General features: G+C 47.1%; 21 protein-coding genes and 1 other RNA gene. 20 read left to right on the forward strand and 2 right to left on the reverse strand.

Going from position 1 to position 12,956, the window contains the following annotated elements:
* The first annotated feature begins 53 nt into the window (after positions 1-53).
* The 18 genes from JNE38_RS05255 (at position 54) to JNE38_RS05335 (ending at position 10,140) form a co-directional block, all read left to right on the forward strand.
* Entirely contained in the window at positions 54-608 is a 555-nt protein-coding gene (locus JNE38_RS05255; RefSeq protein ID WP_203355563.1) for an XRE family transcriptional regulator, read from the forward strand.
* Positions 605-982 carry a hypothetical protein gene (locus tag JNE38_RS05260; RefSeq protein ID WP_203355564.1) on the forward strand — a complete coding sequence of 126 codons (378 nt, stop codon included), beginning with the start codon at positions 605-607 and terminating at the stop codon, positions 980-982. Before JNE38_RS05255 ends, JNE38_RS05260 begins: the two co-directional genes overlap by 4 nt.
* A 50-nt stretch (positions 983-1,032) precedes the next feature.
* Positions 1,033-1,281: a hypothetical protein gene (locus JNE38_RS05265; protein ID WP_203355565.1), complete on the forward strand. Its 249-nt coding sequence runs from the start codon at positions 1,033-1,035 to the stop codon at positions 1,279-1,281.
* A complete protein-coding gene (locus tag JNE38_RS05270; RefSeq protein ID WP_203355566.1) occupies positions 1,262-1,606 on the forward strand; it encodes a hypothetical protein in 345 nt (114 codons plus the stop codon). The genes JNE38_RS05265 and JNE38_RS05270 overlap by 20 nt, the downstream gene beginning before the upstream one ends.
* An RNA gene (locus JNE38_RS05275) (hammerhead ribozyme type II) lies at positions 1,606-1,674 on the forward strand. Before JNE38_RS05270 ends, JNE38_RS05275 begins: the two co-directional genes overlap by 1 nt.
* A gap of 97 nt (positions 1,675-1,771) precedes the next feature.
* On the forward strand, positions 1,772-1,903 hold the full coding sequence (locus JNE38_RS30910) for a hypothetical protein (protein WP_275296682.1): 132 nt from the start codon (positions 1,772-1,774) through the stop codon (positions 1,901-1,903).
* A gap of 103 nt (positions 1,904-2,006) precedes the next feature.
* Entirely contained in the window at positions 2,007-3,527 is a 1,521-nt protein-coding gene (locus tag JNE38_RS05280; protein ID WP_203355567.1) for an ATP-binding protein, read from the forward strand.
* The gene (locus JNE38_RS05285) at positions 3,524-4,441 is read left to right on the forward strand and encodes a RecT family recombinase (protein WP_203355568.1); all 918 of its coding nucleotides are present in this window, start codon (positions 3,524-3,526) and stop codon (positions 4,439-4,441) included. The genes JNE38_RS05280 and JNE38_RS05285 overlap by 4 nt, the downstream gene beginning before the upstream one ends.
* Positions 4,442-4,456: 15 nt before the next feature.
* A complete protein-coding gene (locus tag JNE38_RS05290) occupies positions 4,457-4,621 on the forward strand; it encodes a DUF6906 family protein (protein ID WP_203355569.1) in 165 nt (54 codons plus the stop codon).
* A gap of 12 nt (positions 4,622-4,633) precedes the next feature.
* Complete coding sequence (locus JNE38_RS05295; protein ID WP_203355570.1) at positions 4,634-4,804, forward strand: hypothetical protein; 171 nt, start codon at positions 4,634-4,636, stop codon at positions 4,802-4,804.
* A gap of 19 nt (positions 4,805-4,823) precedes the next feature.
* On the forward strand, positions 4,824-5,738 hold the full coding sequence (locus tag JNE38_RS05300) for a DnaD domain-containing protein (protein ID WP_203355571.1): 915 nt from the start codon (positions 4,824-4,826) through the stop codon (positions 5,736-5,738).
* A gap of 55 nt (positions 5,739-5,793) precedes the next feature.
* Positions 5,794-6,486 carry an ATP-binding protein gene (locus JNE38_RS05305; protein WP_203355572.1) on the forward strand — a complete coding sequence of 231 codons (693 nt, stop codon included), beginning with the start codon at positions 5,794-5,796 and terminating at the stop codon, positions 6,484-6,486.
* Positions 6,487-6,643: 157 nt separating this feature from the next.
* Positions 6,644-8,032 (forward strand): replicative DNA helicase, encoded by a 1,389-nt coding sequence (dnaB, locus tag JNE38_RS05310; RefSeq protein WP_203355573.1) that lies wholly within the window; start codon positions 6,644-6,646, stop codon positions 8,030-8,032.
* Positions 8,033-8,045: 13 nt separating this feature from the next.
* Positions 8,046-8,234, forward strand: coding sequence for a hypothetical protein (locus JNE38_RS05315; protein WP_203355574.1), 189 nt, complete (start codon positions 8,046-8,048; stop codon positions 8,232-8,234).
* Entirely contained in the window at positions 8,231-8,386 is a 156-nt protein-coding gene (locus JNE38_RS05320) for a hypothetical protein (protein ID WP_203355575.1), read from the forward strand. Before JNE38_RS05315 ends, JNE38_RS05320 begins: the two co-directional genes overlap by 4 nt.
* A gap of 12 nt (positions 8,387-8,398) precedes the next feature.
* On the forward strand, positions 8,399-8,887 hold the full coding sequence (locus JNE38_RS05325; protein WP_203355576.1) for a RusA family crossover junction endodeoxyribonuclease: 489 nt from the start codon (positions 8,399-8,401) through the stop codon (positions 8,885-8,887).
* A 21-nt stretch (positions 8,888-8,908) separates the two neighbouring features.
* Entirely contained in the window at positions 8,909-9,958 is a 1,050-nt protein-coding gene (locus JNE38_RS30525) for a hypothetical protein (protein ID WP_238933564.1), read from the forward strand.
* Positions 9,959-9,990: 32 nt separating this feature from the next.
* Positions 9,991-10,140 carry a hypothetical protein gene (locus JNE38_RS05335; RefSeq protein WP_203355577.1) on the forward strand — a complete coding sequence of 50 codons (150 nt, stop codon included), beginning with the start codon at positions 9,991-9,993 and terminating at the stop codon, positions 10,138-10,140.
* Positions 10,141-10,145: 5 nt separating this feature from the next.
* Here JNE38_RS05335 and JNE38_RS05340 read toward each other — a convergent pair whose 3' ends face one another.
* Together JNE38_RS05340 and JNE38_RS30915 are read right to left on the reverse strand one after the other, a co-directional pair.
* Positions 10,146-10,364 (reverse strand): hypothetical protein, encoded by a 219-nt coding sequence (locus tag JNE38_RS05340; RefSeq protein WP_203355578.1) that lies wholly within the window; start codon positions 10,362-10,364, stop codon positions 10,146-10,148.
* Positions 10,365-10,566: 202 nt separating this feature from the next.
* Positions 10,567-10,722 carry an aspartyl-phosphate phosphatase Spo0E family protein gene (locus JNE38_RS30915; protein ID WP_203355579.1) on the reverse strand — a complete coding sequence of 52 codons (156 nt, stop codon included), beginning with the start codon at positions 10,720-10,722 and terminating at the stop codon, positions 10,567-10,569.
* An 816-nt stretch (positions 10,723-11,538) separates the two neighbouring features.
* Between JNE38_RS30915 and JNE38_RS05350 the strand changes: the two genes are divergently transcribed.
* The gene (locus JNE38_RS05350) at positions 11,539-11,931 is read left to right on the forward strand and encodes an ArpU family phage packaging/lysis transcriptional regulator (protein WP_122922040.1); all 393 of its coding nucleotides are present in this window, start codon (positions 11,539-11,541) and stop codon (positions 11,929-11,931) included.
* A 624-nt stretch (positions 11,932-12,555) separates the two neighbouring features.
* Positions 12,556-12,939: a hypothetical protein gene (locus JNE38_RS05355; protein ID WP_203355580.1), complete on the forward strand. Its 384-nt coding sequence runs from the start codon at positions 12,556-12,558 to the stop codon at positions 12,937-12,939.
* Positions 12,940-12,956: the final 17 nt, after the last annotated feature.

The following is a 12,956-nucleotide window of genomic DNA, read 5'->3' on the forward strand; positions in this document are numbered from 1 at the left end:
ATTTATATTGTAATACGGCAACCAAATACTCCCAGTAAAGGAGAGACGAACGCATGAGCCCTAATCAGTACGGTCAACAATTGGGCCAGGCGCTTATGGAAGCAGGCATAACACAACTGAGTTTCAGCTTCGATGCACATGTAAGTCCTGAGTCTGTTAGTGCATATAAAAACGGAAGGGCAGTAGCTCCACCCGATGTTAAATCCAAATCAATTTTAATTACTGACAACCCATTCTTGGCGATGGCAGCTGCAGATGAATCAACAGCAGGAACTAGCCCAGGGATTATGGATGGGGACAGGATCGAAGTAAACCGCCATACGGTGTTAGATCGAACAGAACACGAAATGCTTGAACTCCTGAAGGTAATCCAAAGAGCTGAGGAAAGAATAATCTCCGCGCCACCACGATCATTAACGCCACAAGAAAGACAAGAGATTGAGACGTTGATTCAGGAAACATTGGATGTCGTTACAGCCAGCACTAATCTTGCAGCCATACTTTGCCGCGAGTACAAGGTGTCTTGGATTAAGCAGTGGGCCATACACAAGTCCAAGTGGATGAGAAACGGCCTAATGAAAATGATGAAAGAGGTGTCTGGGAAATGACTGCATACCAGGGGCCAGAAACTTTGGAAATACTCTCGGATGCTGATAGGGACACGATCCATACTGCCCTGGTTGAGGCAGCCAGGAGGGATGCTCTTACACCAATCGATTTATTGAAGGATAAACGGTGGATACTCGCTGCGAAGGTTAAACGCCAACAGCCAGTAGATGAAGAGGAATTAGGATGGGTGATCAAGTCATTGCGTGAGAGAGCTGACAGGTCAGAGCGCAGAGGAATGGCACTGAATCCTATATATGACAGGGCAATTGCTGACAAGGTAGCAGAAATCAAACAAGCCCGCGAGTACGTAATGATCAACAGTATTTCATCTCGTTACAAAGAAAAAACCGCCTGCAGCGAACAGACGGCTTAGAAAATATCTCAACGGAAGAATACCACAACTAAATACGGGAGGGCAAGAGAATGGCAAAACCTGATGTAATCAGCGATGAATTCATTGGCGGTCGGTTCGATCGTTTTGCAACATTTCTTTCTGATGGAACATTGAGAATCACGGAGGTAAAGGATCCAAAACCTGAACAGCAATGGGAGCTTACCCAAATCACCTTGCAAAACTGGGATGAAATCATGAGGCTTCGCGATTTTCTAAACAAATTGTCACCAGTCCAGCCGGGGAAGGAGAGCATTCAACATGAACGTGCAAGCGCATGAATGGTCGGATGCCTTTCTAAACGATCGGGCGCGAGAGCTTGCCGAGCGGATTGTAAGGGAGTACGAGGAAGACCCATATGGTTATGTGGAGGATGGCTTCATTGATCTTCGTGAAGAAATAACTTTTGAACGTTTGACCGAAGAACTCGCAGAAAAGTTTGAAATAGAAGATGATCAGGCACTCAAAGAAGAGCTATGGAAACGAATTGATCACGAGATTTTTGAAGAAGCAAAGGAAACGATTCAGGAGACCATTCAAGATCACGCGGCTTTTCAACGGAACGTACTTGGATACCACGGATTCTCACAACGGGATTTTTATTGAGTCGAAACTGGGGCACAATGCCTCAGTCTGCCGGATCTGACCGCCCGGCACTGATGAGACAGGTCAAATATGCGGGGTCACAACGGGCGTAGGCAAGGAACTGCAACGGCTGCCGTAGAGGTTGGGACGGCGGCGACCTCGCGACTAAGAAAGGGGGGAACGGATATGGCAGAGGTAAAACACGGCGGCTGCGGCGCCTGCCAAAGCAAAGAGCAAGAGATACTTACCAGCGTTGTCAATCGACCAGGGCAAATGTCTGGAATTGCTCTTTGCGACAAATGCTTACCAAAAAAGTAAAAGACCCAGCGCGGCAACGCTGAGCCTTCGGTCTTGATGCACGATTGGGAATCAAATTAATCGTAGCGGATAGACCCCCAAAAAACAAGTGGGAGGTATTTGCTTGAAAGTAACGATCGAAAGACTGGTCATTAACGAATTCAAAGGCCACCGTCGTTTAGAAATCACTGGCAGCAACCTGGTCAAAATCGACGGTGACAACGGGAAAGGAAAGTCAACGATCGCGGATTCGATTTCCTGGCTGTTTTACGGAACGGACGCGATGGGCAAGACGCTTGACCCTCTGCCCACCACATACTTGGGAGCTGAAACGTACATAGAGGCTCTTATCCACCTCGATCAAAAGCCAGTTTTGTTCCGGAGAACTTTGTCTGGGGGCAAAACATCCTATCACCTGAACGAAGATCCTATCAAGGCGAAACAGTTCGATGAACACGTAAAAAACATCGTACCAAGAGAACTATTCCTGTCTCAATTCAACCCAATGTTCTTTACAGCGCAACATTGGCAAGAACAGCGAAAGCAACTTACTCAATATGTTCAAGAGCCAACAAACGGCGAAGTACTGGACAAGCTGTCTTCTGTAGAAAAAGAGATGCTTGAGGCGGAACTGAAGCAACGAGAACTGGACAAGATTGAGGAGAAAGCCCGCGAGACGGTTAAGAAATCCGAGGCAGAAGGTACGGCCTTACGCTCACGCATCCGTACCCTGCAGGAGCAAGGGGAAGCCGATAAGGCGACGATTGAATCCTGCCCCATCGCTTTCAATCAGATCGACGATCGGATAGCTGAGATCCGGGAGGAACTCACCCAGATGACATCATCGGGCATCAAAGAGCGGAGGGCAGCCCTTAAACGGGAGATTGAAAGAAGGATGAACGACGGTCGCCGCCTCAAAAGCGAGGCTGACCATTTGGCTGTGCAGCCTGCTCCCGATACATGCCCAACCTGCAAACAAGGTCTCCCACACTCTCATATTGAGAACGTGATGACAGCTCAACAGATAAAGATTAATGAGAAGAAATCTGCGATGCAGAACTTGAAAATGGAAATTCAAAAGTTGAATGCCGAGCTGGATTTGTTACTCGAAGGCGAAGCAGTTTTTGATCCCAAGCCACTACTGGATGAAATGGCGATGCTCGAGAGAGTAAAGGCTGCTGCCTCTAGGATTGCTGAAATGAATGAGAAGGTGAGTGCAGCAGAGGCTGACCTTACACAGCAAACAAAAGCATTTGGACGAGCTAATTACATGATCAGCTGCGTAAAGAACTTCCGTGCGAAGCGTGCGGAGCTCATGGTGGAGAAAATCAGCGCCTTGTTCACAACCGTAACTGTACGCCTGTTTGATTATGTGGCCTCAAAGGATAATTACAACCCTGCTTTTGAAATTGAGCGAAACGGTGTCCCATTCAGACTGCTTTCTCTTTCTGAAAAGATGAAAGCCGGTCTGGAGGTTGCAACAGCACTTATGAAGTTGTCTGGCAGCCACTATCCGGTGTTCATCGATAACGCAGAGAGCATCGTAGAGCTCCCGCAGGTTCCGTCACAGGTATTCATTTCTCGCGTTGTCCCTGGTCCTTTAAAAATTGAATCTGATGGTAAACAGGAGGCGAAGGCTTCATGACCCAAAACGCAATCGCGCAGGTGGCCACAAATAATGTGGTCCCTGCCTTCACCAAAGAAGAGCGCGATACACTAGTCAATACCATTGCGCGTGGTGCGACACCGCACGAGTTGTCCCTATTCATCAACATGTGCCAGTCGGCGCAGCTGAATCCGTTTTTGAATCAGATTTACTTCATCAAGTATGGAGACAAGGCAAACATCCAGATCAGTGTGGAGGGCATCCAAGCGATCGCAAGGCGCCGTGAGGATTTTGCTGGCTTCACAGCCGAGGTCGTGAAAGAGAATGACCATTTCCAAGCTGATGTGATTAAGGCCGAGGTTGAACATAAGGTCAATGGATTTACCCGCGGGAAGACAGTTGGTGCATACTGCATTGCCCACCGCAAAAATTTCCCTTCTGTGCTAGTTCTGGTAGGCAAAGAAGAAACGAAGGCGATGGAGACCGGTAACAACAAGCACATGTGGGCCAACTACTACGATGACATGATCCGCAAGCACGCGATTAAACGGGCGCTAAAACTTCAGTTTGGCATAGAGATCGGTGAGGACGAACAACCAAGCGAGCCTACTACAAGCATCCCTACCTATAAGCCCGATCAATCCAAGCCAGTGATTGATGTCGAGATGGCAACACCGAGAACTATCGAGGTTGATGAAGGCAAACATATCGACCCAGAGGTTGAGATGAAAAACGCGTGGGAAGAAGTTCGACGATTGAGTGAAGCAAATGGTTTCTCCGAAGATGACCTGAAAGCCTACATCAAAGAAAAGACCGGGAAAACAGCTCGTCAGTTGAAGCTTCCCGAGGTCATTGGCCTTCGCAAAGTCATGGAGCTAGAGTCTCAAGATCGACAAGAGCCAATTGTGGGACAAGTATCAGTAGGTGAATTCGATTTGTTCGACCAGCCGTAGGGAGAGTGAAAGCGGATGAAGACAAGGGGATTGCAGCTGAAAGAAAAGCTCTTCCTGAAGAAGCTACTGCCCAAGATCCAGCCCGACAATTGGTTGATCCGAAAGAAGCTGCCTACAGAATGGCATCTCGAACATAAAGTCACTGGAACGAAAAAGGTCGTGCCTCTCCGGTCGGGATAGGTGGTGGCCCATATGAAAGATGAAATATACGAGCTGCGTTTCATGCGCTGGAAGGTCTCTAAAACCTTCTTGCGCGACGGCCAGTATTGGGCACTGCTTAAGTGTGTGAGCAAGCGAAAGCAACCGCCCTGGGAGGTTCCATTGAGTTTTTTGGAAATGGTTCAGAATCGCAAAATTTCATAAAGAAAGGGGGAAATACGGCATGAGAAGACCAGAAGTATTGGAACGGATACGACCCATTGGTGGAATCCCAAAAGTCGGGCAGCTTGGATTCATTATGATGCAAGTGCTGGAATTGCGCTTTCTCGAAATGAATCAGCAGTGGACTTTCGATATGACCAATGACGAGTTGATGTTTCTGACCGGGATCAAGCACAGAGATACGTTGAACGAAACTCGTAATAGATTAGTTCAATTCGGGATACTAAAAAGCTATAAAACTCAGAAAGGAAAAGCCGGAGGAATCTACTGCCTAAACGAGTTTTACTTTCCAAAGTTGTCGGAAGACCACGCATACGAAACCGACAAGTTAGCCGACAACTCGGAAAAGAACGCATACGAAACCGACGAGTTAACCGACAGGTTTCCCGACAGGTTTCCCGACAAGTTCACCGACAGGTTAGCCGACAACCGAGTTTCTTCTATGACGGAAAGAAAGATAGATAGACAGATAGATAGACAGATAGAAAATGACGCGCCTGATACTTGGAATCAAATTTGTGATTTATGGCAATCCATGTTCCGAGTGATGTCGGCGATGGATCGTGAACGCCTCTCTAGCTATCAAGACGATGACGGTATGGCTCCAGAAGTTATTCTCGCTGCCGTGGAGCATGCAAAACAAGATGCGACGGACAGCCCCAAAAACTATCTCTGGAAGACCTTGAATAGTTGGGCTGATGCGAATATCAAAACGGTTCGAGATTTGATCGTCCATGAGAGAGAGCGGACACAGAAGAAGGTCATTCCCCTTCACGGAGTAGAGAACGGAGGTGTGATGAGTGGAGGCAATCAACAGCGCCCTTCAAGAATGGCAGCAGGTACTCGACAAGTTCAAGCACCACCAAGTGCAGCAGACTTCCTCCGCAAGCGTGACCAAGCCAAAGCAAACGTATGAGTGCGCTAAGTGCAAGGATCAAGAGGGATACCTGGTAACGATCGAAGGCCAACCCATGTACGAGCAGTGCGAGTGTCGGGATAAGAAAAGGATCCAAAAGATTCTCCAGTCGTCCAACATAACTGCAGATTTCCAACGAAAGACCTTCGGGAACTTCCTGGATTGGTCCGGAGATCAGCGCCACCAGGAGCTGCATCAGAAGGCGTACACATACGCAAAAGATTTTGAAGAGATCCGGCACAGGGAGGAAGGACACTCACTTGGATTAGTCGGGGCGTCGGGTTCTGGTAAATCGCATGTAGCCTTTGCGGTCGCCAATAACCTCATGGTGAAGAAGGGCATACGGGTCTTGTACTTCAATTTCGTCAACGGCTTCAAGGAAATGTTCAGTCGATACGATGCCGGTTCAGCCGACGTCCAACGCATTCGGGAGGGGCTTCAGTCGGTAGAGGTTTTGCTGATCGATGACATCTTGAAGGGGAAGCCTGACGAGAAGAAAGGGTATCCCGAAATTTCGAAGGCGGTCTACGACGAGATGTATGGTCTCATAGAGTACCGGCATTTCAACCACAAACCGACCATCTGGACTTCGGAATACTATTACGAGCTGATCCCCGCGCTGGGGGAAGCCACGGCAAGTCGACTTTTTGAAATGAGTAAGGGGAATCTCGGAAAAGCCCTATATACCCCCGAAGAAATGACCGCAGGGGAGATCGGGAAGCTGAACTACCGTTTGCGTGGGCTGTGACATACACGAACATCCCCGGCGTAAATCGGACCGCCTCAGACCGACAGAACGGGCCATTTGAGAAGCCTTTAGGGGTTGGGGGGATAAGGAATAGGGTCGAAGTAATAAAACGCTATACGGGCCATTCAGAAGGACGTATGAGATCGAGGGTGAGACTTTGTTCGAGGAGAGACTACCACCACAAAACATAGATGCTGAGCAGTCTGTGCTCGGTGCCATCTTTCTCGCCAAGGATGCACTTGAAACGGCAAGCGAGATATTGCAACCAGATGATTTTTATAAGACCGCGCACCAACGTATCTTTGCTGCCATGGTTGATCTCTACGACAAAGGAGAGCCAGTCGACCTCGTAACCGTGACGGCAGAGTTACAGGACAGAAAGCTATTGGACGAAGTGGGCGGCGTTACATACCTGACAGAGCTATCAAGTGCCGTGCCAACAGCTGCAAACATCGAATACTACTCAAAGATTGTCCTGGAGAAAAGTGGGCTGCGAAGAATCATTCAGGCAGCTACAAAGATAGCAACGGACGGGTATGATGCGGAGTCATCACAGGAGCTCATTGCAACAGCCGAACAGCGCTTTTCAGAACTAAACGAGCGTGGGAATGGCGGCAATGACTTTACCCCGATTAGAGATGTCCTGGTCGAAACCTACGACAAGATTTATCAGCTTAGTACCCAACAGACTGACATCACAGGCGTTCCATCCGGATACCGGGATCTGGACCGATTAACAGGGGGCTTCCAAAAATCCGACCTTATCATTCTGGCTGCTCGTCCCTCCGTAGGGAAGACAGCATTCTCACTGAATGTGGCACAGAACGTTGCACATGCTGGGGAGACAGTGGCTGTTTTCTCACTTGAGATGGCTGCAAGCCAATTGGTCCAACGGATGCTATGTGCGGAAGGGATGATCGATGCACAAAAGCTGCGAGTTGGAGGTTTGGAGGAAGAGGATTGGGAGAAGCTCACGAAAGCGATTGGGCTATTGGGGAATGCACCGATTTACATCGACGATACTCCCGGCATCACGATTCATGAAATTCGAGCAAAATGCAGGAAATTGAAAAAGCAGAAGGGTCTTGGCCTGATCTTGATTGACTACCTGCAGCTGATCCAATCCAAGTCCAAAGCCAATCGTCAGGAACAGGTGTCTGAGATATCCAAAGCGTTAAAGAATTTGGCTCGAGAACTTCAGGTTCCCGTGATCGCACTGTCACAGCTGAGCCGTGGTGTAGAGCAGCGCCAGGATAAACGTCCGATGTTATCGGACATTCGCGAGTCGGGTTCCATCGAGCAGGACGCGGACATTGTTGCTTTCTTGTATCGCGATGATTACTACAACAAGGAATCCGAACAGAAAAACATCGTGGAAGTCAATATTGCGAAGCAACGGAACGGCCCCACCGGTACAGTCGAGCTGGCTTTTTTGAAGGAGTACAACAAGTTCGTGAACCTTGCAATGCAGCCTGAAATGAGATTTGAAACGAACCAAGCTGTGCCGCCGCAAGAGGACGATGATGAATTGCCTTGGAGCTCATAAGGGGTGGACCCAAGTGACAGGTGAAATACCCGTTAAAGTACCAATCCCGGCGCGATTGTTAGAGATAGCTGATCAAGCCGAACGAGCAGCTGCTATGAAAGCGTGGTGGGCCGCCTACGCAGCCAGATACCCGGATTACAAGGCAGACCGTAAAGATAGCCAGTTTGTATACATGGTGAAACGAGAGGGAGAGAAGAAATGAAATTACTCAGACAAGCAGTAATGGACAAGCTGCAGAAACAATTTGGAGTCCAGCAGGTCGGCGGGAAGCCCTTGAATGACGTCTCCACCACCGAAATGCACGACCTGTTAGGTCGACTTGAGATGGAACAGCGGTCAGGGCGATCAGCATAGGAAGTGAGCAGCATGGTTAAGCCTCGAATGGTCATCCCTCTGCTGATGGAAAAGAGACGCCGAAACAAAACGACAAAGCAGATGGAGAATATCTGGGTCGTCCCTACTTGGAATCACCTCTACACGATCGTTCAGAATCGCCCAACTCTCGGGAAATGGGGACAACAGTACAAAGATAGGGTTGCAGAAGTTGCTGTTGATTGGGCAATGGATAACGATTGGATGCTGATTGACGATAGGAAAGTCATTCTGCGTACCTGGATATTTTGGAATGACGGTAAAGACAAGGATTGCCATAACACCGACAAAGCCTGGGCGGATGCACTGGAAGGCATTCTCTATGAAAACGATAGCCAGGCATTGATTCAATATCAGGATTTTCAGATTGACCGGGTAAACCCGCGAATCGAAATAGAGCCGATTGTTGGCGGTCTGATTAAGAAGGACAAGCCAACACGAACAAACAAACCATCTAAAAATCAGATGGTACTCGACATTTAAAACTAAGGGAGAGTGTGGAAGATGAGCTACATGGAATTTAAACCGCTGGTGAAGAAAGTAAACCTGAAACCAAAGGGTATCGTGGAGATTGTTTTGGAAACGAGTATTAGCGACCTGCAGGGCAAGATTGATCCGCTGAGCAGCATGATCGATCGCAGAGCGGAAGCGACCCTGGATTCGCTGGTTGTTAACTATAACGTTGCGATTAACACCCAAACCAATAAGCCAGTGATTGGATACAAGGTGGATGACACTGGAATTGTTCATGAAGTGAAACCAGAGGGTGAACAGCTTGAAGCGGAATTGGGTCTGCCGAAAGAGAAGATCCCGACAAAAGAGGAACAAGAAGAGGCAGAACGTACCGTCATCGATGATTTCATCCGCGAGGGATTGGCTCCGCGATTCGATGATTTGCCCTATGACTTCCAAAGCATCATTTCTCGGAAGCTGGCGGGTGAGACCTACATGAAAATTGCTTCTGAACTTGAAATGTCGAGCGGTAAGATCGTGGATCTTGTTGACCAGTACCGGAGCCGCGTCGCTCCGATGGCTCTGAAATGGGACGAGTGGAGAAAGGGCAAGGATAAGCCAAAGGCAGCCAAGGACAACGAAGAGAAACCGGTCGCACAAGAAGACGTACCAGCTACGGACAATGATCAGGAACCGGCAGCATCTGCTGAAAAGGGTGAGTCTGATAGCGACGAATTTGCCATCTTTGATGACGCGAGCGAGGAGGAAGACGATTCCCTGCCTGTATTTGGAGAAACGTCGGATGAATCTGGAGATATGGACAGTGGTGAGAACGGGTTGGTGACCCCAGAGGCAGAAGGCACCATCGATAAGGATGCAGTAGAAAACTTCATTCTGAGCGGACTAGCTCCAGTGTTCGAGGATATCACATATGACTTCCCCGCATTGCTCTCCCGCCGTCGTAGCGGAGAGACTTGGATCAAAATTGCTGCATCCATCAATATCTCTTCCACCAAGCTGCAAGCAGCGTGGTCGAAATACAAGAAGCTCGTAGCGGAACATATGGCGAAGCAAAACGGGGAGGAGCCGGGGGCAGCGTAATGCTGTTCCTCTCCCCAAGAGAGGTGGATCATATGACTGCCGTAAAACCGAAACCAGGCCATCCCTGGAAACGTGGATTTATCACCAGAAAGGTCAATGAACACATCAAACAGTCGATCATTAATCCGAAAGTAAACAATTGGAAGGTTGGCGGTGCAGTGCCGCCGTGGAATGCGAGGTAGGAAGCTTAATCGGGATAACGTTGACCGTGGTCGCCTAGTAGCTCGCGTACATGGTTGTAGACCCTGACAGGTAGATCAGGGAAGACCAAGGCAACTTCACCTTCAGCCAGCTGCAGTCGTTCGGTTGGCTGTTCGATTGCATACGGAATCTCCATCGCAGTAAGAGCTTCCTTCAGGTAGCTAATCTCTGACCAAGCGACAGAGTAGTAGAACGATTTATCCAATGTACCCAACTCCTTTGTGGTCATTATGCCACGAGGAGTTGGGACAAAAAAAGACTAGGATGACGATGAATTATGTACTCTGCAGGTGTGAACGGAGCAGTCATTCTTATTTGGGCCATTGTCATAATTGGGGTTGCAGCTACAGTGGGGCTAGGAGTTCTTGTCTATCATTGGGTTGCTTAAGAAAACGGTAATTGAGGATCTAAGTCAATCTATAGTAACGATTAAGCAAGGTATCTAGCTGTTGGCTTAATGAGATCACAATAGAATCCGTCAAATTATAATCTTTTGCCATAGTGTTAAGTTCAGCTCGTATGATCTCAATTTGTTCGATTAATAGTTCTTTTTCGGTATTCATCACTTGACCTCATCTACTCCAAATTAACCCAAATTATAACATTTATAGGTAATTTGGCATAGGTCGTTAGGGGGTGATACGTTAATTTGAATTCCAAAAGCTCATTAATTTTAAATCGTAAGTATTTCCAAATCAGAAAAGACCACAGATGATCAACATCTATGGTCAGGAAGACTGCCAATTGTATATTCACGTACTACCCTTGACATTTTTATATCTGTTTATGTGACAGTCATCGGTAGTAAGGGTACCACAAAATTACTGGGATTGATTGAGGAAAGTTATGTATCAACTATTCTAAACACAAAGGTCATTTGGTTCAGTTGTTCAACCACTAAAAGGGAACTGCTTAAAGGCAAGATATAGAACAAAGAAGCCAAGCAAAAACAAAACTACAAGAAATAACAATATGTAAACGATTATCTTTTCCATGGTAATCACCATTTTCGCAGCAGGTATCAATACTAGCTTACATTAGAACACAGGATGAAAAAACATCAGAGTACCAAATAATATTGGTACCCAATCACTAGCTTTTCTAAACTTATTAATTCGTGTAGCCAATGATTAGCATAACCGCTGACAAAATTGCACAAACAACCCAAGTGTAAAAAGCAATCCTTGATTTTGTTACAGCCCACCTCAGGAGGGCGATAAACCCGATAATGATTACAGTTATGAGAAGGAAAATCGGAACCAACAAGATCCACATAATTTTTCCACCTTTCTCAAAAAAGAAAGCCCCCAGCCGGGAGCCCAAACGTTTTCTTCGCCAAGAAAATTATACCACGGGCTTTCCGCGAGGGGGAATGAAAGATGAGCGCACAGGTACAAGAGCAAATGTCATTTCTGCAACCAGTTAATGAGACAGAAGTCAGAAAGGCAGTTGTGAAGGAACTGAAAGAATACAAAGCCCTCCGTGTTGCTGTACAAAACAAACAGGAACTAAAAGAGAAGGGCATTGGTCAACTGTTTCCACGGCTCCAGCAAACAGAGACGATAAACGAGCTGAAGGCTAAACAGATTGAACGGGCATTACAATACTCTTTGGATGAGATAGAGCGTCGGATCATCGAAGAGAAATATTTAAGCACATCCAGGGTAAAAGACATCACAGTGTATATAGAGCTCAATCTTACGAAAGACCAGTATTACGAGAGAAAAAAAGACGCGATCGCACAAATCGCCAGGGCACTCGGTATGATCTGAGTGCCTTTTTTATGCAAAAAACCGTCGACAAAATCCCGACAAAATACGGGATAAAACCCGGACAAAATCAAGGATATTTTGCTGGACGTTTTTACCAACGCGAATCGGTAATCTTGAGTCAAGAGCAAGCCACACAAGCTCTTGGGAGATACCGTCTATCCCTTATCAATGGCGTACCTGAGCGACTCTATGGATGATGACGAATGTTGCCTTACGAGAGGGGGGCATTCTGAGTCTGAACGCGCTAGTCTTGCGACGATCGTAGCAGGGAACAAAGCAAATTTCTTTTCATTGCTATGTACTGCATGCGGTTTTCAAGCTTGGGAACCCCTCTCGGAGTTTAAGAAAATCGCGAATTTCTCTGTTGAGATATACCGGACAGGGGATTAAATGCGAGACCTACGGCTCCGACCCCTCGCCCCTTGTCCCTTGTCCAGTACCTCTCATGATTGAATACGCCGATCCTGACAAATGAGTGCAGAATTGACCGGCTGCGCTACCTCCTATAACCTGTGACCGCAGTAGGTATAAGGATTGGCTCGCGGCGGAGGCCCCTGCCGAAGGAAGTGGGGATAGACAATCTCCCTCTAAGTGATACAAAATAAAGCAATAGGGGGGATATTTTTGCAATTCGATAAAGAAACGATTACGTTATTAGGTGTCATCACTGCTGCAATTATCGCTCTGATTGGACAAATTGTAGTTGCAATCATCACGAAAACCAACGAACGCAAAAAAGCACTCTATAGTATCGTATTTGAATGTGCGTATAAGGAATGGGAATACCAAAATAATCGGATGATTGAAACTGCAAAACAAAAAGGCGGCGGAACAATAACAGAGTATCCGTACATGGACTATTTGTTATTCTATAAGCTGTTCATCAAATTAGTGGATAAGAAAAAAGTAAGTGAAAAGGATATTCGTGCTTTCTTTCTAGAGCAAAAGAATATCTCCAAAATTCTAGAAGAAGAACGAATAAGACATGGAATGATTAACCATAGATAAGCACCCAAGCGGTGCTT

The sequence above is a fragment of the Brevibacillus choshinensis genome (assembly GCF_016811915.1).
In the GTDB taxonomy this organism is placed as follows: domain Bacteria; phylum Bacillota; class Bacilli; order Brevibacillales; family Brevibacillaceae; genus Brevibacillus; species Brevibacillus choshinensis_A.

Bases quoted from the DNA above. Each gene is read 5' to 3' on its own strand.
- JNE38_RS05255 (WP_203355563.1), top strand. From the start codon at position 54: ATGAGCCCTAATCAGTACGGTCAACAATTGGGCCAGGCGCTTATGGAA.
- JNE38_RS05260 (WP_203355564.1), top strand. From the start codon at position 605: ATGACTGCATACCAGGGGCCAGAAACTTTGGAAATACTCTCGGATGCT.
- JNE38_RS05265 (WP_203355565.1), top strand. From the start codon at position 1,033: ATGGCAAAACCTGATGTAATCAGCGATGAATTCATTGGCGGTCGGTTC.
- JNE38_RS05270 (WP_203355566.1), top strand. From the start codon at position 1,262: ATGAACGTGCAAGCGCATGAATGGTCGGATGCCTTTCTAAACGATCGG.
- JNE38_RS30910 (WP_275296682.1), top strand. From the start codon at position 1,772: ATGGCAGAGGTAAAACACGGCGGCTGCGGCGCCTGCCAAAGCAAAGAG.
- JNE38_RS05285 (WP_203355568.1), top strand. From the start codon at position 3,524: ATGACCCAAAACGCAATCGCGCAGGTGGCCACAAATAATGTGGTCCCT.
- JNE38_RS05290 (WP_203355569.1), top strand. From the start codon at position 4,457: ATGAAGACAAGGGGATTGCAGCTGAAAGAAAAGCTCTTCCTGAAGAAG.
- JNE38_RS05295 (WP_203355570.1), top strand. From the start codon at position 4,634: ATGAAAGATGAAATATACGAGCTGCGTTTCATGCGCTGGAAGGTCTCT.
- JNE38_RS05300 (WP_203355571.1), top strand. From the start codon at position 4,824: ATGAGAAGACCAGAAGTATTGGAACGGATACGACCCATTGGTGGAATC.
- JNE38_RS05305 (WP_203355572.1), top strand. From the start codon at position 5,794: ATGTACGAGCAGTGCGAGTGTCGGGATAAGAAAAGGATCCAAAAGATT.
- JNE38_RS05320 (WP_203355575.1), top strand. From the start codon at position 8,231: ATGAAATTACTCAGACAAGCAGTAATGGACAAGCTGCAGAAACAATTT.
- JNE38_RS05325 (WP_203355576.1), top strand. From the start codon at position 8,399: ATGGTTAAGCCTCGAATGGTCATCCCTCTGCTGATGGAAAAGAGACGC.
- JNE38_RS30525 (WP_238933564.1), top strand. From the start codon at position 8,909: ATGAGCTACATGGAATTTAAACCGCTGGTGAAGAAAGTAAACCTGAAA.
- JNE38_RS05335 (WP_203355577.1), top strand. From the start codon at position 9,991: ATGACTGCCGTAAAACCGAAACCAGGCCATCCCTGGAAACGTGGATTT.
- JNE38_RS30915 (WP_203355579.1), bottom strand. From the start codon at position 10,722: ATGAATACCGAAAAAGAACTATTAATCGAACAAATTGAGATCATACGA.
- JNE38_RS05350 (WP_122922040.1), top strand. From the start codon at position 11,539: ATGAGCGCACAGGTACAAGAGCAAATGTCATTTCTGCAACCAGTTAAT.